At 54.3% G+C, this 21,139-nt stretch carries 22 protein-coding genes; 4 read left to right on the top strand and 18 right to left on the bottom strand.

Going from position 1 to position 21,139, the window contains the following annotated elements; all coding sequences use genetic code 11:
- Nucleotides 1-294 precede the first annotated feature (294 nt).
- Complete coding sequence (cysQ, locus tag ETA_RS15915) at nt 295-1,035, bottom strand: 3'(2'),5'-bisphosphate nucleotidase CysQ (protein ID WP_012442646.1); 741 nt, start codon at nt 1,033-1,035, stop codon at nt 295-297.
- Between the two features lie 236 nt (nt 1,036-1,271).
- On the opposite strand from cysQ, the gene ETA_RS15920 reads away from it, so the two are divergent.
- On the top strand, nt 1,272-3,206 hold the full coding sequence (locus tag ETA_RS15920; RefSeq protein WP_012442647.1) for a bifunctional 2',3'-cyclic-nucleotide 2'-phosphodiesterase/3'-nucleotidase: 1,935 nt from the start codon (nt 1,272-1,274) through the stop codon (nt 3,204-3,206).
- 50 nt (nt 3,207-3,256) lie between these two features.
- Here the strand turns inward: ETA_RS15920 and fklB are convergent, their stop codons facing one another.
- Entirely contained in the window at nt 3,257-3,877 is a 621-nt protein-coding gene (gene fklB, locus ETA_RS15925; RefSeq protein ID WP_042959152.1) for an FKBP-type peptidyl-prolyl cis-trans isomerase, read from the bottom strand.
- A 304-nt stretch (nt 3,878-4,181) separates the two neighbouring features.
- On the opposite strand from fklB, the gene ETA_RS15930 reads away from it, so the two are divergent.
- On the top strand, nt 4,182-4,730 hold the full coding sequence (locus tag ETA_RS15930; RefSeq protein ID WP_042959362.1) for a LysM-like peptidoglycan-binding domain-containing protein: 549 nt from the start codon (nt 4,182-4,184) through the stop codon (nt 4,728-4,730).
- A 31-nt stretch (nt 4,731-4,761) separates the two neighbouring features.
- On the opposite strand, the gene ETA_RS15935 is transcribed toward ETA_RS15930, so the two are convergent.
- The 7 genes from ETA_RS15935 to yjfP form a co-directional block, all read right to left on the bottom strand.
- A complete protein-coding gene (locus tag ETA_RS15935) occupies nt 4,762-5,550 on the bottom strand; it encodes a hypothetical protein (RefSeq protein WP_012442650.1) in 789 nt (262 codons plus the stop codon).
- Nucleotides 5,535-5,948, bottom strand: a complete 414-nt coding sequence (locus tag ETA_RS15940; RefSeq protein WP_071819192.1) for a hypothetical protein — start codon at nt 5,946-5,948, stop codon at nt 5,535-5,537. The genes ETA_RS15935 and ETA_RS15940 overlap by 16 nt, the downstream gene beginning before the upstream one ends.
- Before the next feature lie 326 nt (nt 5,949-6,274).
- Nucleotides 6,275-6,727 carry a 50S ribosomal protein L9 gene (gene rplI / locus ETA_RS15945; RefSeq protein ID WP_012442652.1) on the bottom strand — a complete coding sequence of 151 codons (453 nt, stop codon included), beginning with the start codon at nt 6,725-6,727 and terminating at the stop codon, nt 6,275-6,277.
- A 38-nt stretch (nt 6,728-6,765) separates the two neighbouring features.
- Nucleotides 6,766-6,993 carry a 30S ribosomal protein S18 gene (gene rpsR / locus ETA_RS15950; protein WP_000135199.1) on the bottom strand — a complete coding sequence of 76 codons (228 nt, stop codon included), beginning with the start codon at nt 6,991-6,993 and terminating at the stop codon, nt 6,766-6,768.
- 4 nt (nt 6,994-6,997) lie between these two features.
- Nucleotides 6,998-7,315, bottom strand: coding sequence for a primosomal replication protein N (priB, locus tag ETA_RS15955; protein WP_012442653.1), 318 nt, complete (start codon nt 7,313-7,315; stop codon nt 6,998-7,000).
- A gap of 5 nt (nt 7,316-7,320) precedes the next feature.
- Complete coding sequence (gene rpsF, locus ETA_RS15960; RefSeq protein WP_004160104.1) at nt 7,321-7,716, bottom strand: 30S ribosomal protein S6; 396 nt, start codon at nt 7,714-7,716, stop codon at nt 7,321-7,323.
- A 181-nt stretch (nt 7,717-7,897) separates the two neighbouring features.
- Nucleotides 7,898-8,722 (bottom strand): esterase, encoded by an 825-nt coding sequence (gene yjfP / locus ETA_RS15965; protein WP_012442654.1) that lies wholly within the window; start codon nt 8,720-8,722, stop codon nt 7,898-7,900.
- A gap of 155 nt (nt 8,723-8,877) precedes the next feature.
- Between yjfP and ETA_RS15970 the strand changes: the two genes are divergently transcribed.
- Together ETA_RS15970 and bsmA are read left to right on the top strand one after the other, a co-directional pair.
- Entirely contained in the window at nt 8,878-10,812 is a 1,935-nt protein-coding gene (locus ETA_RS15970) for a methyl-accepting chemotaxis protein (RefSeq protein WP_012442655.1), read from the top strand.
- Between the two features lies 1 nt (nt 10,813).
- On the top strand, nt 10,814-11,182 hold the full coding sequence (gene bsmA / locus ETA_RS15975) for a biofilm peroxide resistance protein BsmA (RefSeq protein ID WP_012442656.1): 369 nt from the start codon (nt 10,814-10,816) through the stop codon (nt 11,180-11,182).
- A gap of 65 nt (nt 11,183-11,247) precedes the next feature.
- On the opposite strand, the gene rlmB is transcribed toward bsmA, so the two are convergent.
- From rlmB to hfq, 9 genes are all read right to left on the bottom strand, one after another.
- The gene (gene rlmB / locus ETA_RS15980) at nt 11,248-11,985 is read right to left on the bottom strand and encodes a 23S rRNA (guanosine(2251)-2'-O)-methyltransferase RlmB (protein ID WP_012442657.1); all 738 of its coding nucleotides are present in this window, start codon (nt 11,983-11,985) and stop codon (nt 11,248-11,250) included.
- 77 nt (nt 11,986-12,062) lie between these two features.
- A complete protein-coding gene (rnr, locus tag ETA_RS15985; RefSeq protein ID WP_042959153.1) occupies nt 12,063-14,504 on the bottom strand; it encodes a ribonuclease R in 2,442 nt (813 codons plus the stop codon).
- A 34-nt stretch (nt 14,505-14,538) separates the two neighbouring features.
- Nucleotides 14,539-14,964, bottom strand: a complete 426-nt coding sequence (nsrR, locus tag ETA_RS15990) for a nitric oxide-sensing transcriptional repressor NsrR (protein ID WP_012442659.1) — start codon at nt 14,962-14,964, stop codon at nt 14,539-14,541.
- 197 nt (nt 14,965-15,161) lie between these two features.
- Nucleotides 15,162-16,460 carry an adenylosuccinate synthase gene (locus tag ETA_RS15995; protein ID WP_012442660.1) on the bottom strand — a complete coding sequence of 433 codons (1,299 nt, stop codon included), beginning with the start codon at nt 16,458-16,460 and terminating at the stop codon, nt 15,162-15,164.
- A gap of 127 nt (nt 16,461-16,587) precedes the next feature.
- Complete coding sequence (locus ETA_RS16000) at nt 16,588-16,788, bottom strand: DUF2065 domain-containing protein (RefSeq protein WP_042959157.1); 201 nt, start codon at nt 16,786-16,788, stop codon at nt 16,588-16,590.
- Between the two features lie 73 nt (nt 16,789-16,861).
- Nucleotides 16,862-17,866 carry a protease modulator HflC gene (gene hflC, locus ETA_RS16005; protein WP_012442662.1) on the bottom strand — a complete coding sequence of 335 codons (1,005 nt, stop codon included), beginning with the start codon at nt 17,864-17,866 and terminating at the stop codon, nt 16,862-16,864.
- Nucleotides 17,867-17,869: 3 nt separating this feature from the next.
- Complete coding sequence (hflK, locus tag ETA_RS16010) at nt 17,870-19,123, bottom strand: FtsH protease activity modulator HflK (RefSeq protein ID WP_012442663.1); 1,254 nt, start codon at nt 19,121-19,123, stop codon at nt 17,870-17,872.
- A 117-nt stretch (nt 19,124-19,240) separates the two neighbouring features.
- The gene (gene hflX, locus ETA_RS16015) at nt 19,241-20,521 is read right to left on the bottom strand and encodes a ribosome rescue GTPase HflX (RefSeq protein ID WP_012442664.1); all 1,281 of its coding nucleotides are present in this window, start codon (nt 20,519-20,521) and stop codon (nt 19,241-19,243) included.
- A gap of 229 nt (nt 20,522-20,750) precedes the next feature.
- Nucleotides 20,751-21,059, bottom strand: a complete 309-nt coding sequence (hfq, locus tag ETA_RS16020; RefSeq protein WP_012442665.1) for an RNA chaperone Hfq — start codon at nt 21,057-21,059, stop codon at nt 20,751-20,753.
- Nucleotides 21,060-21,139: the final 80 nt, after the last annotated feature.

A 21,139-nucleotide genomic window follows, 5' to 3' on the forward strand; every position in this document is an offset into this window, starting at 1 on the left:
CCGCTACATATTAATACTTAAAAACGATTGCCCGGGATGAAAATAAACGTCGGTTCAAAATGTAGAATATGGAATTATTACTAATGAAATTGCCAAGCGTGGTTCCACACTTCCATTAGTTTAATGACAGGATTCATTCAGCTAAGAATCGTTATAACAGGGGGGAGAGCAGAAAAAACCTTCATATTCTGCCTTGTCTGCGTGCTATATTTCTGCGGTCATCCGTTTATTGGCAACACAGCATACACATGCTGTGTTGCCCGCGATAATATGGGAATAATGAATTTCCTAAGTTCAATAAATCGACACACGGAAACCCGGATTCAGAAATGACTCACGTGGCGCATAGTCAAGAGGCTTTCCCTGCCAGTCATTAACGTGCGCGCCCGCGGCCAGCGCCACCGCATGGCCAGCGCCAGTATCCCAGATATTGGTAGGCCCAAAGCGCGGATAGAGCTGCGCTTTCCCCTCTGCCACCAGGCAGAACTTTAACGAAGAGCCAATTGCGGTGGTTTGATGATCCCCCAGATGCTTGAGGTAATCTTCCAGTTCGCTGTCAGCATGTGAACGGCTGATCACCACCAACGGCGGTCGTGCATCCTGTACGTGAATGCGCATTTTATGACCGTCCTCTTCCTTCCAGGCTTTACCTTCTGCGGCGTAATACATCACCGACAGCACCGGAGCATAGACCACGCCCAGCACCGGTTTACCCGCTTCGATCAGCGCGATGTTGACCGTAAATTCCCCATTACGCTTGATAAACTCTTTCGTACCGTCCAGCGGGTCCACCAGCCAGTATTGCTGCCAGTGCTGGCGAATTTCCCAACTCTGTGGATCTTCTTCCGACAGAACAGGGATTGTCGGGGTTAATGCCTGCAATCCAGAGACAATCACCCCATGCGCCGCGAGGTCTGCGGCAGTCACCGGGGAATCATCGGACTTTTGCATCACATCCAGTGGAGTCTGCCCGTCATACACCTGCATAATGGCATTACCTGCCTCATATGCCAGCTGGCAAATTTTTTCTAACACGGCCACCTCCTGAATATTATGGTGTTTGCATCAGCATAGCGCACCTGTGCTGGCGGAGCACGGGATACCGCTATTTTTCGAATAATCATTAGGTTAACGGAATAACGTGAAACATGGGTACGATTTGATGCGAAATTATTCGTGCCTCATCACATTTTGCTGCGACCATGACACAAATTTTCATAATACTCTGCGATGGTTATAAATATTTATTGATGAACATTAAGGGAGAAAACATGTTCAGATCCAGCCTCACGCTGTGCGCACTGCTGGTTAGCCACTCGCCGTATGCCGCCACCGTTGATTTTCGCATTATGGAAACCACTGATCTGCGTGCGAATATGATGGACTTTGATTATTACAAGGACAGGCCCACCGATAAGTATGGTCTGGTGCGTACAGCTTCACTGATCAACGCGGCACGGCAGCAGGCGACCAATAGCGTGCTCGTTGATAATGGTGATGTCATACAGGGCAGCCCTCTGGGTGACTATATGGCGTCAAAAGGGCTGAAAAACGGGGATATCCATCCGGTTTATAAAGCAATGAATTCCCTTGACTACAGCGTGGGCAATCTCGGTAATCACGAATTCAATTATGGTCTTGATTACCTGCAAAAGGCGATCCGTGGCGCACGCTTTCCCTATATCAACGCCAATATTATCGATGTGAAAAGCGGTAAACCGCTGTTCACGCCATGGCTGATTAAGCCGGTGACGGTGCGCGATCGCGAGGGCAGCACCCACACGCTAAAGGTCGGTTATATCGGCTTTGCGCCGCCGCAGATTATGACGTGGGATCGGGCTAACCTGAGCGGTAAAGTCACGGTGGAGGATATCACCGCCACGGCCAGGAAATGGGTGCCGCAAATGCGCCAGCAGGGGGCTGATATTGTTGTCGCCATCCCACATTCTGGCCTCTCCAGCGAGCCGTATCATGCGCTGGCAGAGAACTCCGTTTACTATCTCAGCCAGGTGGCGGGGATCGATGCGATACTGTTTGGCCATGCGCATGCGGTCTTCCCCAGCAGCGATTTTGACGCCATCAAAGGGGCAGATATTGCAAAGGGTACGCTGAACGGTATTCCGGCGGTGATGCTGGGCATGTGGGGCGACCATCTCGGGATGGTCGATCTGGTACTGAACAATGACGCCGGGCGCTGGCGGGTGAGCGATGCACGCGCCGAAGCCCGCCCGGTGTATGATAAGGCGACTAAGCAGTCGCTGGCAGCGGAAGATCCCGCACTGGTAGGAATTCTGTCACAGGATCATGTCGCCACCCGCGAATTTGTCAGCCAGCCGATCGGTAAGTCGGCGGATGTGCTGGCCAGCTACCTGTCGCTGGTGCAGGACGATCCGACGGTGCAAATCGTCAACGATGCCCAGCGCGCCTACGTTGAACGCTTTATTCAGGGCGATCCCGACCTGGCGACTCTCCCCGTGCTGGCAGCAGCAGCACCGTTTAAGGCCGGTGGGCGCAAAAACGATCCGTCGAGCTATGTCGAGGTGGATAAAGGGCAGCTTACTTTGCGTAATGCGGCCGACCTCTATCTTTATCCCAACACGCTGGTCGTGGTAAAAGCCAGTGGCGAGCAGGTCAAACAGTGGCTTGAATGTTCAGCCGGGCAGTTTAATCAGATCGATATCCATAGCGGTAAACCGCAATCGCTTATCAACTGGGATTTCCGTACCTATAACTTCGACGTGATTGACGGGGTGAATTATCAGATTGATGTGACGCAGCCCGCACGCTATGACGCAGAATGTCGACTGATTGATAGCAAGGCCTCACGTATCCGCGATCTGACCTGGCAAGGTCAGCCTGTCGATCCGGCCGCAACATTCCTTATTGCTACCAATAACTATCGTGCCTGGGGCGGTCAGTTTGCCGGTACCGGTGAAAAACAGATTGCGTTTGCTTCACCAGATGAGAACCGATCGATTCTGGCTGCCTATATTGGCGCACAAACACGCGCCCACGGGGCGGTTCGTGCTCGGGCAGATAACAACTGGCGTCTGGCCCCCATTAACAGCAGCACGCCGCTGGATATCCGCTTTGAAACCTCACCGGGAGAAAAAGCGGCGGAGTTTATACGCAGCCATACGCGCTATCCCCTGCAATATCAGGGAACAGACCCGACGGGTTTTGCGATTTATCAGCTAAAGCTTTAACGACAGGGCATTCCGACCGACGATACACCTCGGCCGGAATGCCCGTGATCTTACAGGATGTCCAACAGCTCGACTTCAAACACCAGGGTGCTGAAAGGCGGGATGGAGGCACCGGCACCGCGCTCGCCGTAGGCGAGGCCGTGTGGGATCACCAGCTGCCATTTGGAACCCACCGGCATCAGGGTTAATGCTTCGATCCAGCCAGGGATCACGCCGCTAACCGGAAATTCAGCCGGCTCGCCGCGCTGTACGGAGCTGTCAAACACGCTGCCGTCGATCAGTTTACCGGTATAGTGCACACGCACACGATCCTGGCGAGACGGGATGGCGCCTTCTCCCTGAGTCAACACGCTGAACTGCAGCCCGCTCTCCGTGCTGCTGACGCCTTCGCGCTGTGCATTCTCTTCCAGGAACTTCTGACCTTCCACTGCCAGAGCCTTTTGACGCTCCTGACGAACAACTTCGGCACGCTCGTGCACTTCACGCAGGGCGCGGTGAACCACGTCAACGGGCACCGTCGGGGCATTCCCTTCCAGCGCATCGCGCAGGCCTGCCAGCAGAGCGTCAGGCTGCAAGCCCTGCAGACCAGACTCCTGTAGCTGCTGGCCGACCTGTAAACCGATACCGTAACTTGCTTGCGCTTCCACGCTGTCAAAAGAAGGGGTTGTCATGCATTTTCCTTTCATCATTATCAAATCGAAGACGAAGCATAACAGCGCGGGCAACAGGCGTAAAATCTCATCTTCCCCTGGTGACTTTTCGCGACGAAACGGAAACAATACCTTTCCATTCTTCAGTCGCACAATGGCTGCCAGGCTGCCACCGTAGCATCAGGCCACCGGTAGTCTGCTAAGCTACAAAGTATCAGAGGTAGAAATGGGCCAAATAGCCCGCAGGCACAGGAAGAGCCGGCTGCATGTCGCCAGCTACATCAAAAAATGGATCGCGCGATACCCGCGCCATCAGGAGGCCTTCGTGTCAGAAGCATCATCCGGTTCACGCTTAGCGTCATGGTTCAGCCGCCTCTGGCATCTGCCAGAGCAGATAAGCTGGATGGCCCCCCTGCCGGCCTTCCATCGCCGGGGGATTATTGCCGTTGCGCTATTGGTACTGCTGGCGTTTCTGTGGCCTTCCTCCCCGCAGCAGCGCACGGCAAAACCCGTCGCCGCGTTGCAAAGTCATTCCACGGCCACTGAGGTTCCTTTACAGGCACAACTTACTGACGGCTCACCTGCGGCGCTCGCCGCGCAGCCTGATGTAGAGGGCGGGTGGCAGAATTATACCGTGGCTTCAGGCCAGACGCTGGCGCAGCTGTTCCGCGACAATAATCTGCCGGTTAATGATGTGTTTGCTATGGCGCAGGTAGAGGGAAATGACAAGCCTCTCAGCACGTTGCACAGCGGGCAGACGGTGAAAGTGCGTCAGAATGCACAGGGAGTGGTAACCGGGCTGATGCTCGACGGCGCTAACGGCAGTATCTTATTTACCCGCCAGCCGGATGGCACCTTTATTCAGGCACGGTAGAAACAAAAACGCCGAGGCGGGTTCAGTGTTGTTATCTGACCACAACCCACTTAGGCTTTTCAGCCTGTTTATCCCAGGTCGTCATGCCTGTTGAATACCTTCTGTCTTGCGCAGAAATGATGTTAACAATCTGGGTGCATGATTCGACATTCAACTCATTATTTCCCCAATCAGACAATTGGGCCTGGCTAAGAGTTAAACCATCCCGGGGCATAACCTTGCCGTGGCCAATTCCGCCTTCCGTCAGAATATCAACGAAGCCGGGGAGGGTTGCGTCATAGATCTGCACTCTGCCAACAGCCAGCATACCTCTTGCCCAAATTTTGGCACCATACACCGTCTGCTTATTGTCACAGACAATGTGATCGTACCAATTCAACAGGAAACCGTAGACGGTTCGGGCAAGTGATTTCTGCTCAAGTAGAGAGTCAACAAATGCACCTTTAATTTGCATACCCTGCTGCGGCCCACTATGAGCCTGGAAATGATAGGGTTGATAGGTGAACCGCGCTATCACACAATCATTTTCTTCATTTTCCATACCAGAACTAAGCAGTTCCTCGATAATCTCTTGTTCGCTCTGACCGTCCATAGATCGTTCTAACCCATACTCTTCGTACCAGCCGTCAGTACCACAGCCGACTTCTGTGACCACCAGACAAAATGGCGTATCGGCACCAGTGAGTTTATATTCGGAAAGGCGGATAAGAGAGTGACTACGAGGGGCTATAATATAGCCCTCTCGAATCAGCTCTTTTGAGGTGCAGTCAGGAAACTTACTGAGATTTTTTGAATAGCCGTGAATTAACGAAGGTGCCATTGATTAGCTACACGCCTTTCCGCAGAGGGATTATTGCGCACCAGACTAACATCAATACTATAAATTTTCTTCAAGAACATAGTCAGGCTGCGTTCGATTTCAGAAAAAACCTCTTCCTCGACATTCACAACTTCAGGGTACTGTTTTTCAGGCTGCACAACGAATCGCAAGCAGTTGTTGAATACCATTAGCTCTGCAAAGGGTTTTACGGTGTACTGAGCCTTATCAACGTCACTCTTCATGGTAATGATAAAAAGCTGATGCCTGAGCGCGCCATTTTTGTTCAGGTGACGAATTTCAAGCGAGTCAGAGCTGTGATGCAACGGCAGCGTTGCAATCATACTTGTACTGTTTTTGATAGTCGTTACTGATCTTTCAGAAATAAGTGCGTCATGCATGTTTCCACCTTAGCCGAATGCTCATCGAGCGTGTTCGGCGACCTCCCCTTCAGGGAGATTTAGAGGCTACGAGGATGCGTAGCGATAATCAGTTGACGACTTCGTCAACTGTCTAAGAAATCTACGCCATTATTCAAAAATAATCAATTTAAGGTTGAATAGGTGCCCAGTAAACACAGGGTTGAACAACGCTTTACCAGGCTCATATCGACAATTCCTCGCCACGCTTTAGTATTAGGGACGATCGGCACCTCCTGAGGAGGGGTCTGGCACTGATAACAAAAACGCCGACCCTGAGGTCGGCGTTTTGTATCGAACTTTAGCGATTAAGCTTCAGCTACGATATTTACAGTCAGTTTAGCGAAGACTTCGCTGTGAACCTGGAAGTCCACTTCGTGCTCACCGGTAGTACGCAGAACGCCGTTCGGCAGACGCACTTCGCTTTTCGCCACTTCAACGCCAGCTGCAGTGACTGCATCAGCGATGTCGCGGGTACCGATGGAACCGAACAGTTTACCTTCGTCGCCTGATTTAGACGCGAGGGTAACGGTGCCCAGTGCATTGATTTTCTCTGCACGCGCATGAGCTGCGGCAAGAACGTCAGCCACTTTGGCTTCCAGTTCTGCGCGACGTGTTTCGAAGAATTCAACGTTTTTCTTAGTAGCAGGAACAGCTTTGCCCTGTGGTACCAGGAAGTTACGAGCGTAGCCCGCTTTAACGTTAACCTGATCACCCAGGCTGCCCAGGTTTGCTACTTTATCAAGCAGAATAACTTGCATTACCTTATCCTCTTAAAGTCGTTAATGGACAGTTGCCGTTACTGATGACGATCAGTGTACGGCAGCAGGGACAGGTAACGCGCGCGCTTGATAGCACGAGCCAGCTGACGCTGGTATTTTGCGCGAGTACCGGTGATACGGCTCGGTACGATCTTACCGCTTTCAGTGATGTAATTTTTCAGCGTTGCGATATCTTTATAATCGATCTCTTGAACGCCTTCCGCTGTGAAACGGCAGAACTTGCGACGACGGAAATAACGTGCCATTTGGCTAGTCTCCAGAATCTATCAATTCAATCTGCTCGGCATGCAGAACCATTTTGTTCAGGCCATTGCGCCCTTGATGGCTACAAATAAACCCCTGAACGGTAAGCTGCGTGCCGACCGTTATACTTTGAGTAATGGCCTGATGGGCTTTGCCGCTGATTATCACCGGCATCCTACACCAGACCTGCCGGTTAAAACCGGCTTCCACCTGCTGTGAACGGTGCTCGAGCACGAACTGGCAGTGTGGAATTCCTGACGGGCTGACTTTTCGCATCGGCGCCTTGCACACGGTGCCAGACAGCGTCAGCCGATTAGCCGTCACGGAAATTACTCTTCAGAATCCCCAGCATCTGCATCATCAGAGGTTTCGTTAGCAAAATCTTCACGACGCTCACGGCGCTCGTCTTTCGCTTTAACCATCGGAGATGCTTCAGTTACCGCGTGCTTAACGCGCATAACCATGCTGCGGATAACGGCGTCGTTGAAGCGGAAGTTAGTTTCCAGCTCATCGATCGCTTCCTGTGGAGCTTCCACGTTCAGCAGAACGTAGTGAGCTTTGTGCAGTTTATTGATCGGGTAAGCCAGCTGACGACGGCCCCAGTCTTCCAGGCGGTGGATCGTACCTTCTGCACCAGTGATGGTGGCAGAGTAACGCTCGATCATGCCAGGAACCTGTTCGCTTTGGTCAGGATGAACCATAAATACGATTTCGTAATGACGCATCGAATTTGCTCCTTACGGATTATTCAGCCTCCTGTCAGGGTCAGCCGTGGCCCATGGAAGCAAGGAACGTTGTTTGTGTACGGCTGAAAAATTGACGCGTAATCATACTGGCGAGGCGGGGGAAACACAAGGTAAAGATCGCGTGCGGTGAAAAAGCATCAGCGGGCGGATAAGAAGCGCCTTAAAGCCTGCATTTTTTACCGCCTTCGTGACAACTCTGCGCCAGCGCAGAACGCGTTTCCTCGTCGTCAGATAACGGCAAATGGCGTTCAAAGAAAGCGGTAAACGCCGCCAGTGCCGGGGGAGTGATACGGTGACCAGTCCCCTCTTCAATCAGATATGTCAGATTGCGATCCTGGCCGCTGTGGCGCAGCGCCTGCTCTAAACGCACGCTTTCAGCAACCGGTACGACCTCATCGGCATCGCCGTGCCACACCAGCAGAGGACGGTTGGCGATATTGGCCAACCGCTGGCTCACGTCATAATCTGCTAGCGGTGCCAGCCTTTGCGCCAGCGGCTTTTCATGCTCGCCAGAGCCAGACATCAGCGGTGGGAACAAGGTGGATGCCAGCTGGCTATAGTAGCCGGAACCCATCATGCAGGCGCAGCTGTGGAGCTGCGGATAGCGCGCCAGCGCGCCCAGGGCGGTCATCCCCCCCATTGAGGCCCCTGCCACCGCCAGCCGATCGCCCTCTACCAGCTTATGCTGGCGCAGCGCCCGTTCAATCTGCGGCAGCTCGTCAATATTACTGCGCAGTATCTCCCAGAAGTGCGCCAGTCGCCGCGAGTCATCACCATCAAAGCGCGCGCCGTGCATATCCGCATCCGGCAGTACGGCTCGGTAACCGGCCTGCGCCAGCGCCACCGCAAAGTAGCCGTACACTTCCTTCGACGAGCTATAGCCATGATAAAACAGCACCGTAGGCAACGCCTGATGCCGCTTGCCGGCAGGGTAAGCATGTAAACATTCGATCCCGGCGAAACGGTCGGTATTCAGCTCAATCATGGCATCTCCTGTTTATGTTCCGCCCGGTCGGCGGCCTGCGATTAGGCTGGCGACACAGGATCGGGTAACAGCTATAGGCTTTTATTATGCTTCATAAAGTATATTAACCGCCTGCCGTTAAAGCGTGTAATACCATAACGATATAAGGCATAGCGATGAAGCGTCTCTCTTTCACAACGTGGAGTATGGGTGTCAAACTTTCGATAATGACCTCACTCGGTGTAGCCGTGCTGCTTTTAACGCTTACGCTGGCACTCAGTCATAATGCAGCACAGCAGGTGCGTACCCAAACCCTGGCAAATATGACCAACCAGGTCGACGGGATTGGCGATATGGCCGGCATGTTTAATGCCACGCTGCGCGAGGAAGTCAGCAACTACGCCGAATTATTTAAGAGTTTCCTGCCTAAACGTTTTTCGCTGGATGAATCACAACACATTCAGGTTGGCGAACTGATAACGCCAACGCTGCGTGCCGGACTGCGTACCCTGAACCTCGACCAGGTGCTGGTCGATGATTTCCAGCAGCGTACCGGGGCTATCTCTACCATTTTCGTCCGCAGCGGCAATGAATTTATTCGTATCTCCACATCCTTGCGCAAAGAGGACGGCAATCGTGCGATCGCCACCCCGCTGGATCACGGCAGTCCTGCATGGCAGGCTATCCAACGGGGCGAGATTTTCCATGGTGTCGCGCTGCTGTTTGGCAAACGCTATATCACCCAGTACCAGCCGGTGCAGGATGGCTCAGGCCGCATCATCGCGATACTTTTCGTCGGCGTGGATATCAGTAAACAATATGCCGCCATCCGTGAAAAAGTGCTGGCGAAACACCTCGGTAGCAACGGCTCTTTCTATGTACTGAATAATGCCGCTGGCCCCCAGCGCGGTAAGTATCTGTTCCACAACGATAAAGAAGGGCAGCTACCGGACCTTGCAGCGCAGACGCAGCAGCGACTACTCAATCAGCCACGGGGTACGACGGAAACCGTTGATGACAAAGGCGAAACGAAGTTGCTTTCATGGCTTTATCTGCCTGAATGGAATTGGGTGGTGGTCAGCGACGTCAGCAAAGACAGCCTGTTGGCTCCCGTGCAGCATACGCGCAATCTGTTTCTGCTCATCGGAGCCACGCTGGTCCTGCTGTTTGCCGGGCTGTTTATTTGGGCGATCCGGCGCTGGCTTAGCCAGCCGCTACACCAGGTGATCAATCTTGCGCAGCAGTACGCGGCTGGCAACCTGCTGGCCACGGTGGAAACCCGGCGTCAGGATGAGGTCGGCCAGCTGATTGTCGCGATAAACGGGATTGGTAATGGTTTGCAGCAAATAGTCGCCCAGGTACGTATGGCCGCCGATGAGATAGCCAGCGGTACGGAGGCTATCGTCAGCAGCAGCGGTGATATCAGCGAGCAGATCACCCGCCAGGCCAGCAGCGTGGAGCAAACAAGCGCCAGTATGGAGCAGCTGAGCGCCACGGTGGAACAAAATGCAGGGAACGTCACGCAGGCACTGCAGCTGGTCGGTGAGGCTGCTGAAGCGGTCAGTCAGGGCGGGGAAACCGTAGGGCGTTCCGTTACCACCATGTCAGATATCAATTCGGCCGCGCAGAGCATTGCTGATATTACACAGGTGATTGAATCTATTGCCTTCCAGACCAACATTCTGGCGCTGAATGCGGCGGTTGAAGCGGCACGCGCCGGGGAACAGGGGAAAGGTTTTGCCGTGGTGGCCGCCGAGGTTCGTGCGCTGGCGCAGCGCAGCGCGCAGGCGGCTAAAGAGATCGATCGGCTGATCGTCGACTCGCTGGAAAAAGTGGGCCACGGGCACCGGCTATCAGGCCAGACCCGCGAAGCGATGGAGAACATCACCACCCGTATCGAACAGGTGAAGGTGTTGATGAGTGAAATTAATACCGCATCTCAAGAACAGTCTACAGGCATTGGTCACGTCAATCAGGCGATGGCTCAGATTGGGCAGGCAACCCAGCAAAACAGCACTCGGGTCACCCATTCCGAAATGACGGCGCAGGAGCTGAACCGTAAAGGGCATTACCTCAACGAGCTGGTACAGGTATTCAGCGTGAGGTCATAAAATGACCTATACTAAGAACTATCATTCCTCTGAGGTGATGATCATGCGCAAAGTAGCTGTTGTACTGATAACGCTTTTGCTCAGTAGTTGTAGTCTGTTTGACAATGTCTCCCACACTCCCCCTGTACCGACTGCCCAGGCACAGGAAATTAGCCGCGCACAAAGTGACGGCTTGCAGCGCCTAAGTACTGCGAGCGTAACGGTCCGTGGTTCCCCGGACGACGCAACACAGGCGCTGGCAGCAAAAGCCACTGCTGCGGGAGCCAGATACTACCAGGTTTTGGCGCTCTTTGAAAAAAGGGGATCGGGCATTTGGTATGCCTCTGCGATCTTCTATGGTCCGGCAGAAGCGGCCTCTGGCGCTCACTAATCCAGCCAGCGACATAACGTAAAGCTCGAGTAGACTACCGGGGTGCAGAATGCGCCCCGGTATATTTATTTCAGGCCGCGCTGGCGCACCGCTTCAAACAGACAAACGCCGGTTGCCACCGAAACGTTGAGCGAAGAGACACTTCCCGCCATCGGAATGCTAATGAGTTCATCGCAGTGTTCGCGCGTCAGGCGGCGCATGCCTTCGCCTTCAGCCCCCATGACCAGCGCCATCGGCCCGGTCATTTTGCTTTGATACAGAGTGTGATCGGCCTCACCAGCCGTACCGACGATCCAGACATTCGCTTCCTGCAACACGCGCATGGTACGTGCCAGGTTCGTCACACGGATCAGCGGGATATGCTCTGCCGCGCCGCTGGCCACCTTTTTCGCCGTGGCGTTAAGCGCCGCAGAACGGTCTTTTGGCACGATAATCGCGTGAACGCCAGCGGCATCGGCGCTGCGCATGCAGGCCCCGAGATTATGCGGATCGGTGACGCCATCAAGGATCAACAAAAACGGGTTATCCAGGCTGTTCAGCAAATCCGGCAAATCGCCTTCCTGATACTGACGCCCTGGCTTCACGCGCGCGATAATACCCTGATGAACCGCGCCTTCCGATGTGTTATCCAGCATCTGCTTGTTCGCCACCTGAATAACGATCCCCTGTGCTTCCAACGCTTTCACCAACGTTTGCAGGCGACGATCCTCACGCCCCTTCAGGATAAAGACTTCCTGGAAACGCTGCGGGTCGCTGTCGAGCAGCGCCTGTACGGCGTGGATACCAAAAACAATTTCACTCATGTTTCAAATACTCAAAGGTCATTGATAACGGCGATCTTACATGTCGATCGCCGGATGTTCATCGCTGCCGCAATGCGTCAGGCATCGTTGCTTTTCTTTGCACGTCTGGCACGCGTGGCGGCCGCAATTTTACGGCTTTTATCTGACGGCTTACGCGACTTTTTCGCTTTTTCAGCAACCGGGGCGCTATCGGCAGCTTTCGCCGTACGGAACGCGCTATCCGGCTCAAAATTAGCCCCTTTGCGCGGTGCGCGGCGGCGGCTACCGCTGTTCTTCGCGGCACCTCGCTTTTCGCGCTCGCGCTCAGTTTTACCTTCGCCACGTGGTTTACGGCTGCTGGATATCAGCGCAAAGTCAATTTTACGCTCGTCCATATGTACGGCATCAACGCGTACTTCCACCGTATCACCCAGACGATAGGTACGACCGCCGGACTCACCGATCAGACGCTGACCGACGGCGTCAAAGCGATAGTAATCGTTATCCAGCGTCGAAACGTGCACCAGCCCGTCGATAAACAGGTCGCTCAGGCGCACGAAGAAGCCGAAGCCGGTGACGCTGGAGATCACGCCGCTAAAGGTTTCCCCGACCTGGTCCTGCATAAAGTCGCATTTCAACCAGTCGGCAACGTCACGCGTTGCTTCATCGGCGCGGCGTTCGGTCATTGAGCAGTGCTGGCCAAACTGCAACATCTGCGGCATTTCGTAGTGGAAACCGCCGTTTGGTGTGGTATTGCCCTGTAGCGTTCCCGCCTCTTTCGCCAGCAGATATTTGATGGCACGGTGCAGCAGCAGGTCAGGATAACGGCGGATCGGCGAGGTAAAGTGAGCATAGGACGCCAGCGCCAGGCCAAAGTGACCACGGTTTTCCGGATCGTACACCGCCTGCTTCATCGAGCGCAGCAACATGGTTTGTAGCATCTCGTGATCGGGACGGCCGGCGATCTGGTTCAGCAGTTCGGCATAATCCAGCGGCTGCGGCTTGTCGCCGCCTGGCAGCGTCAGGCCCAGCTCGTTCAGCACGGAGCGGAAACTTTTAATGCTCTCGTCGCCTGGACGGTCGTGATCGCGGAAAAGCGCAGGCTCATTGTTCTTCTCAACAAAGCGTGCGGAAGCGATGTTCGCAAGGATCATGCACTCCTCGATCAGCTTGTGCGCATCGTTGCGCACCACCTGCTCAACGCGTTCAATACGGCGATCGGCGTTGAAAATGAATTTTGCCTCTTCGGTTTCAAACGAAATGCCACCGCGCTGTTCACGAGATTTTTCCAGCGCCAGGTACATACGGTGCAGCTCTTCCAGATCTTTCACCAGCGGCTCATAGTGCTGACGCAGCTCCTGGTCACCCTGTAGAATATTCCACACTTTGTTGTAGGTCAGGCGGGCAAAGGAGTTCATCACCGCTTCGTAATGCTTATAGCCGGTCAGTTTACCGGTGGCAGAGATGGTCATCTCACACACCATGCACAGACGGTCAACTTCCGGGTTCAGTGAGCACAGGCCGTTAGACAGGACTTCCGGCAGCATTGGCACCACCTGCGAAGGGAAATAGACCGAGGTGCCACGATTGATAGCCTCGTCATCCAGCGGCGTGCCGGGACGGACATAGTAGCTGACGTCCGCAATAGCGACCCACAGCCGCCAACCGCCGCCGCGTTTGCGTTCACAGAACACCGCGTCATCGAAGTCGCGCGCGTCTTCACCGTCAATGGTCACCAGCGGCAGATCGCGCAGATCGACGCGGCCTCGAGTGGCCTCTTCCGGCACTTCTTCACTCAGATGAGCAATCTGTTTTTCCAGCGCTTCAGGCCAGACGTGCGGAATATCATGGGTGCGCAACGCCATATCAACGGCCATGCTGGTGCCCATGTTATCACCAAGAACTTCCACGACTTTACCAATGGCTTTGGTGCGGCGGGTTGGGCGCTGGGTCAGCTCAACCACGACCACAAAGCCCATGCGCGCGTTCATCAGCTCTTCGGCTGGGATCAGAATATCAAAGCTCAGACGGCTATCATCGGGTACGACAAAGCCTACGCCAGCATCGGTAAAGTAGCGGCCAACGATCTGGCTCTTACGCGGTTCAACCACGCGAACAACGCGCGCTTCACGACGACCTTTGCGGTCTGCCCCCATCGCCTGTGCGAGGATCATATCGCCGTGCATGCACATTTTCATCTGTTCGGCAGAGAGATAGAGATCGTCCTTACTGCCTTCAATGCGTAGGAAGCCAAAGCCATCGCGATGGCCTATCACCTTGCCTTTTAACAGGTCCAGCCGTTCCGGCAGCGCATAGCACTGGCGGCGGGTAAAGACCAGCTGTCCATCACGCTCCATCGCGCGCAGACGGCGACGTAGCGCCTCAATTTGTTCTTCTCCGCTAATGTCTAATTCTTGCGCCAGCTCTTCACGGCTGGCCGGTTTTTCGCGCTTGTCCAGATGGGCAAGAATGAATTCGCGGCTGGGAATAGGGTTTTCGTATTTTTCAGCTTCTCGTTCCTGAAAGGGATCGTGTGACATCGAGGTTCCTCCGTTGTCAGCTGCCGAATAAAGGTTATTCATTCAGCAAAATTTTGTAGAGCGGATGGTTGTCTTCAACCAGATCGGCCAGGGTGTATTGGTCCAGCTCGCGCAGAAAACTTTGCACCGCTTCATGCAGAGCTGTTTTCAGACGGCAGGCTGCGGTGATATGACAAAATTCACTGCTGCAGTTCACCAGCTGCAGTGGTTCCAGCGTACGCACCACCTGGCCAATGACAATCTCTGCGGCGGGTTTACCCAAAAGAATACCGCCGTTTTTACCACGGAGCGCGGAAACATACCCGGCCCGGCTCAGTTGATTGATAATTTTGACCATATGATGACGTGAGACACCATAAATTTCTGTGACTTCGCTGATGCTGGTCATCCGACCCGCAGGTAGCGAAGCAAGATAGATCAGCGCACGTAAACCATAATCGGTGAAACTGGTTAGCTGCACGGTAACCTCAGGAATACAACGACAGCTGGCGTTGCGATCCGCTCATAAGTGTATTTGTTGATAATGATAATAAACCAGCCCCAGTGTAGCAGGCCAATATATTTAAGCAGCGGGAATAAGCGACAACAACAGACGGGAACGGTAGAGCACCGGTGCGCAGTAAATGCTGGCCGGGCAACGCCCGGCCTGAAACAGAATTATGCGTCAAACGGATCGCGCAAAATCATGGTTTCGCTACGGTCTGGACCGGTAGAGATAATATCCACCGGCACGCCGGTCACCTCTTCAACACGCTTGATGTAGTCACGTGCGGCCTGTGGCAGACCGTCCAGCGTTTTCACGCCGAAGGTCGTTTCGCTCCAGCCTGGCAGCGTTTCATAGATTGGCTCAATGCCTTCCCAGCCCTCTGCTGCCAGCGGCGTCGTGGTCACTTCGCTGCCATCCGGCATGCGATAAGCCACACAGAGCTTCACCTCTTTCAGGCCGTCCAGCACGTCCAGTTTGGTCATGCAAAAACCTGACAGGGAGTTGATCTGAACCGCACGGCGCACGGCAACCGCATCCAGCCAGCCGGTACGGCGGCGGCGGCCGGTGGTCGCGCCAAACTCGTTACCCTGCTTGCACAGAAACTCGCCGGTTTCATCGAACAGTTCCGTTGGGAACGGGCCTGCGCCGACACGGGTTGAGTAGGCTTTGACAATGCCCAGCACGTAATCGACATAACGCGGACCAATACCTGAACCGGTTGCTACGCCACCGGCAGTGGTGTTGGAAGACGTCACGTACGGATAGGTACCGTGATCGATGTCCAACAGCGTGCCCTGAGCGCCTTCAAACATGATCAGGTCGCCACGCTGACGCGCGCCGTCCAGCAGTTCTGAAACGTCAACCACCATGCCGGTCAGAATATCGGCAATCGCCATGACGTCCGCCAGCACTTTGTCGTAGTCGACCGCTTCAGCTTTGTAATAGTTCACCAGCTGGAAATTGTGATACTCCATCACTTCTTTCAGCTTCGCAGCGAAGGTCTCTTTATTGAACAGGTCCCCTACGCGCAGACCGCGGCGGGCCACTTTATCTTCATAAGCAGGCCCGATACCGCGACCGGTTGTGCCGATCGCTTTCGCACCGCGTGCTTTTTCACGCGCCACGTCCAGCGCCACATGATACTCAAGGATCAGCGGGCAGGCTTCGGAAATGAACAGACGTTCGCGTACCGGGAAACCACGATCTTCCAGACCTTTCATCTCTTTCATCAGCGCGGCCGGAGACAGCACAACACCGTTGCCGATGATGCTGGTGACGTTTTCACGCAGAATGCCAGATGGAATTAAGTGGAGGACGGTTTTCTCACCGTTGATGACTAGCGTATGGCCAGCGTTATGGCCTCCCTGGTAGCGTACTACATATTTAGCACGCTCTGTCAGAAGGTCAACAATCTTACCTTTACCTTCGTCACCCCATTGGGTGCCCAGTACGACGACGTTCTTACCCATTTTTCAAAATCACCGATTGCTTAAAAAAGGATTCTACCATCGTCATTTTCCTCTTTCAGCTGTTTTAGCATACGATTGCGCTCTTTTTTACCTGCAACGCGCTTTGCGCAGCCCCTCAATCACCTGTTCACCCGGCATGACCACGGCTCAACATGGAATAGATCACTGCGCCAGCGACGACCAGCCCACCTCCAACCCGGCGAAGAAGGCCGTCCGGCATGCGTGCCATACTGATAATCATGCGCCGCCACAGGCGTGGTGAGAGCATCGGTCCTAATCCCTCCAGTACCAGCACTAATCCCAGCGCCATCCACACGGTTATATTCATAGTTATTCGCACCGCCATTATTGCCATAAAAAAAGGGCCGGAAAATCCGGCCCTTTGACTGTTTATCATCCTGTTAACGCGTGGCGGTAGCAGGGCTCTTCATAAAGCGGAAGAAGTCGCTATCAGGGCTAAGAACCATCACGTCCTGATTGCTCTTGAAGCTGTTATCGTAAGCACGCAGGCTACGCACGAACGCGTAGAAGTCTGGATCTTTGCTGAACGCGTCAGCAAACAGTTTTGCGGCTTCCGCATCACCTTCACCCTGAGTAATCAGCGCCTGACGTCGAGCTTCTGCCAGCGTACGCTCCACCTCATAATCCGCCTGCGCACGCACTTTCGCCGCTTCTTCCGCACCCTGAGCACGCTGGCTACGGGCAACGGATTCACGCTCGGCACGCATACGTGCATAGATGGCGTCAGAAACTTCGGTCGGCAGATTGATCTGCTTGATACGCACATCCACGACCTGAATGCCCAGCGCAGCCATGCTGTTCGGGTTAATAGCAGGTTCGTTGCCGCTGGTCTCTCTTTCAACACGCTTAGCCACTGAAGCAATTGCATCATCAGCCGCCGGCGTTGCCACGTCATCATCCTGGCCCGCGGTGCCGGCGTTCAGCGCATCGCGGACGTCAGTAGTCAGACGACCACGGGAATCGGTAACGATGTCCTTGACGTCCAGACGACCAATCTCTGAACGCAGACGGTCGCTGAACTTACGTTTCAGCAGGACTTCGGCCTGAGATACATCACCGCCACCGGTGGCCAAATAGTAACGGCTGAAGTCGCTGATCCGCCATTTGATGTAGGAATCAACGATCAGATCTTTCTTCTCTTTGGTGATAAAGCGGTCGGCCTGGTTGTCCATGGCCTGGATACGTGCGTCCAGTGACTTCACCGACTCCAGGAACGGAACTTTGAAATGCAGGCCTGGCGCATACACCAGCGGTTTATTTTCGTCATCGCGCAGAACTTTGCCGAAGCGCATCACGATGCCGCGCTGGCCTTCCTGCACAACAAACAGTGACGCGTACAGCACCACCAGCACAACAATCAATACAACGATTAATGGCTTACGCATCGCTTATTCTCTCCCTTCGCGCTGGGTATCGGAACGCTGAGCATTCACCCGGCGCTGATCCATAATGTCACCCGGACTGAACGATGAACGGCTGTTCGCACGCTCGTTGCTGCCAGACGCAGGAGGCAGGCGCAGCAGACTGCTGCTGCCGTCCTGGGCATTTCCGGTGGATGCACCAGCCTGCCCGCGCATCAGCTGGTCCAGCGGTAGCACCATCAGGTTGCTGCCTTTATCGTTAACCAAAACCTTGCGCGTATGGCCCAGCACACGCTCCATGGTTTCGATATACAGACGTTCGCGCGTGATCTGCGGTGCGGCCTTATATTCCGGCAGGATACGTGCAAAGCTGTCCACCTCACCCTGTGCTTCCAGGGTGACGCGCGCTTTATAAGCACGGGCCTGTTCCAGGATACCCTGCGCATCACCACGCGCACGCGGCAGCTTATCGTTAGCATAGGCTTCGGCTTCACGCACCGCCTGCTCACGGTTTTCACGCGCGGCAATCGCATCATCGAAAGCCGCTTTCACCGCTTCAGGCGGACGCGCCGTCTGGAAGTTGACGTCCAGCAGGGTAATACCCATGTCGTACGGACGGATCGTTTCCTCCAGCTCGCGCTGGGTTTCGCTACGCACAACGGTTCGGCCTTCGGTCAGAATACGATCCATGGTCGAACGGCCGATGACGCCACGCAGGGCGCTGTCAGTGGCCTGACGCAGGCTGTCATCAGCGCTGGTCACGGCAAACAGATAGCGTTCCGGGTTCGTTACGCGGTACTGCACGTTCATTTCAACACGTACCACATTTTCATCGGAGGTGAGCATGGTGCCTGAAGCTGACAGCTCGCGTACCGCCTCGACGTTGACCGCACGCACCCGATCGATAAAGGTCGGTTTCCAGTTCAGACCAGGCTCAACCTGATGGCTAAATTTACCGAAGCGCGTCACCACGCCACGTTCTGCCTCTTTGATGGTATAAAAACCGCTCGCCGCCCAGATAACGACCGCAGCCACGGCCACAATACTCACCAGACGTCCGCCATTTCCCGCGTTACGCTGCGCAGTACCGTTGCCGTCACCGCCTTTTTTACCACCGCCCAGACCGCCAAGCTTACCGCTCAGCTTACGGAAGATATCATCTAAATCAGGTGGCCCTTTATCGCGCCCCCCTTTATTTCCCCCAGAGTTGCCGCCTTTATTATTGCTGCTTCCCCACGGGTCGCGGTCCTGTCCGTTATTTCCGGGCTGATTCCACGCCATGTTTATACTCCATTGATTGTGTGTGCGGTGGTATCCCAAAACGGGATACGCATGTCGGGCAAAATCAGGCTGCGTCCCGCCACTGCGCGCGAGCCTCGCTGCCGAAACATAGCCTTGTTAAACAATGAAATCCACCAGCTCCGGTTCCTGCTTGCACAGTCGGCGCCAGTCGATGATCGGCATACGTACCTGTAACCCCAGGCTGCCATCCTCTTCATTCCACTCTTTTTCTATCGCCTGCAGTTGGTAGAAGCGACTACGCAACCGTCCTGCCGCCGGCGGGAGACATAACTCAAACTGCGCAATTTCACCCGCTAAGCGCTCGGTCAGCGCCTGGAATAGCAGCGGAATGCCCTCTCCGGTTTGCGCGGAAAGCCACACCCTGACGGGCAGATTTTCTTCATCACGATCGATACGCGGTACAAAGCCGTCCAGCATATCAATTTTGTTCATCACCAGCAGGCTGGGGATCTCATCGGACTCTATTTCTTCCAGTACCACGTTCACCGCATCGATGTTCTCTTCGATCCTGAGATCCGCCGCATCGACGATATGCAGTAAAAGAGCCGCTTCACGGGTCTCCTGCAAAGTGGCTTTAAATGCTGCTACCAGGTCATGGGGCAAATGGCGGATAAAGCCAACGGTATCGGCCAACACCACTTCGCCTACATCAGCAACATCGACACGACGTAACGTAGGGTCGAGAGTGGCAAACAGCTGGTCGGCAGCATACACCTCCGCCGAGGTGAGGCGATTAAACAAGGTAGATTTACCCGCATTGGTATAACCCACCAGCGACACGGTTGGCACATCCGCTTTATTGCGTGCTTGTCTGCCCTGCTCACGCTGTTTTGACACGCGCTCAAGGCGAGAAAGAATAAGGGTGATACGGTTACGCAGTAAACGGCGGTCGGTTTCCAGCTGGGTTTCACCCGGGCCGCGCAGGCCAATACCGCCTTTCTGCCGCTCAAGATGCGTCCAACCGCGCACCAGACGCGTAGCAAGATGGCGCAGCTGTGCCAGCTCAACCTGCAATTTACCCTCGTGGGTACGGGCGCGTTGCGCAAAGATATCCAGGATAAGCCCGGTGCGATCGATAACGCGGCATTCGCACAGCGCTTCGAGATTACGCTCCTGCGCCGGGCTCAGGGCATGATCGAATAGCACCACCGTGGCCCCACTCTCTTTTACCGCATCGGCAATTTCAACAGCTTTTCCCTCGCCAACAAAAAATTTAGGGTGAGGCGCTTTACGGCTGCCGGTGACGACACGCAGCGCTTCAACGCCAGCGGATGACACCAGGGTTTCAAATTCCTGTAAATCATCCGTATTTTTTTCTTGCGAGAAATAGATGTGAACCAGTACGGCCTGCTCACCGGCATCATAACGGTCAAACAAACTTAAAACCTCTCAATACCTTGTTGAACCTGCTGTGCGTTGGCCATACTGCGTCAATATCAGACTCAGGATAAGCGTCCGGTGTAAAAACGACATTTTGCACGGCCTGAGATCATATCAGCTGCGCAATGAGCTAAACCAGACGATATGTTATTACCACTTCGAGACACGCCCACAACGGGGATCCGGGACACAAAGACTCCCCGTCATGGAGGAACAGCCACGCGAATTATTCGGCGTCAGCACTATCTTGCTGAGGCTGAGATGAAGGTGCCGGGCTGCTACCGTGATGATAGTTGTTGCTGCCGCCACCGGTATTATTGCTGTGATGAGAAACCGGACGGGACGGAACAACGGTAGAAATAGCGTGCTTGTACACCATCTGACTAACCGTGTTTTTCAAAAGAATTACAAACTGGTCAAACGACTCGATCTGGCCCTGCAGTTTGATGCCATTTACTAGATAAATCGAAACTGGAACACGTTCGCGACGCAGTGCGTTCAAGAACGGATCTTGTAATGATTGCCCCTTAGCCATTCTGTCTTTTCCTTATATGCTTGTTGTTTGTAACTTAAGAACCATGCGGCTCGAAATATGACGAAAAAAATTTGCGCAAA

This window comes from Erwinia tasmaniensis Et1/99, assembly GCF_000026185.1.
In the GTDB taxonomy this organism is placed as follows: domain Bacteria; phylum Pseudomonadota; class Gammaproteobacteria; order Enterobacterales; family Enterobacteriaceae; genus Erwinia; species Erwinia tasmaniensis.

What these genes read in the sequence shown, in the direction of transcription:
- ETA_RS15920 (WP_012442647.1), top strand. Translation starts at nt 1,272, where the DNA reads ATGTTCAGATCCAGCCTCACGCTGTGCGCACTGCTGGTTAGCCACTCG.
- fklB (WP_042959152.1), bottom strand. Translation starts at nt 3,877, where the DNA reads ATGACAACCCCTTCTTTTGACAGCGTGGAAGCGCAAGCAAGTTACGGT.
- ETA_RS15935 (WP_012442650.1), bottom strand. Translation starts at nt 5,550, where the DNA reads ATGGCACCTTCGTTAATTCACGGCTATTCAAAAAATCTCAGTAAGTTT.
- ETA_RS15940 (WP_071819192.1), bottom strand. Translation starts at nt 5,948, where the DNA reads ATGCATGACGCACTTATTTCTGAAAGATCAGTAACGACTATCAAAAAC.
- rplI (WP_012442652.1), bottom strand. Translation starts at nt 6,727, where the DNA reads ATGCAAGTTATTCTGCTTGATAAAGTAGCAAACCTGGGCAGCCTGGGT.
- rpsR (WP_000135199.1), bottom strand. Translation starts at nt 6,993, where the DNA reads ATGGCACGTTATTTCCGTCGTCGCAAGTTCTGCCGTTTCACAGCGGAA.
- rpsF (WP_004160104.1), bottom strand. Translation starts at nt 7,716, where the DNA reads ATGCGTCATTACGAAATCGTATTTATGGTTCATCCTGACCAAAGCGAA.
- yjfP (WP_012442654.1), bottom strand. Translation starts at nt 8,722, where the DNA reads ATGATTGAGCTGAATACCGACCGTTTCGCCGGGATCGAATGTTTACAT.
- ETA_RS15970 (WP_012442655.1), top strand. Translation starts at nt 8,878, where the DNA reads ATGAAGCGTCTCTCTTTCACAACGTGGAGTATGGGTGTCAAACTTTCG.
- bsmA (WP_012442656.1), top strand. Translation starts at nt 10,814, where the DNA reads ATGACCTATACTAAGAACTATCATTCCTCTGAGGTGATGATCATGCGC.
- rlmB (WP_012442657.1), bottom strand. Translation starts at nt 11,985, where the DNA reads ATGAGTGAAATTGTTTTTGGTATCCACGCCGTACAGGCGCTGCTCGAC.
- rnr (WP_042959153.1), bottom strand. Translation starts at nt 14,504, where the DNA reads ATGTCACACGATCCCTTTCAGGAACGAGAAGCTGAAAAATACGAAAAC.
- ETA_RS15995 (WP_012442660.1), bottom strand. Translation starts at nt 16,460, where the DNA reads ATGGGTAAGAACGTCGTCGTACTGGGCACCCAATGGGGTGACGAAGGT.
- ETA_RS16000 (WP_042959157.1), bottom strand. Translation starts at nt 16,788, where the DNA reads ATGAATATAACCGTGTGGATGGCGCTGGGATTAGTGCTGGTACTGGAG.
- hflC (WP_012442662.1), bottom strand. Translation starts at nt 17,866, where the DNA reads ATGCGTAAGCCATTAATCGTTGTATTGATTGTTGTGCTGGTGGTGCTG.
- hflK (WP_012442663.1), bottom strand. Translation starts at nt 19,123, where the DNA reads ATGGCGTGGAATCAGCCCGGAAATAACGGACAGGACCGCGACCCGTGG.
- hfq (WP_012442665.1), bottom strand. Translation starts at nt 21,059, where the DNA reads ATGGCTAAGGGGCAATCATTACAAGATCCGTTCTTGAACGCACTGCGT.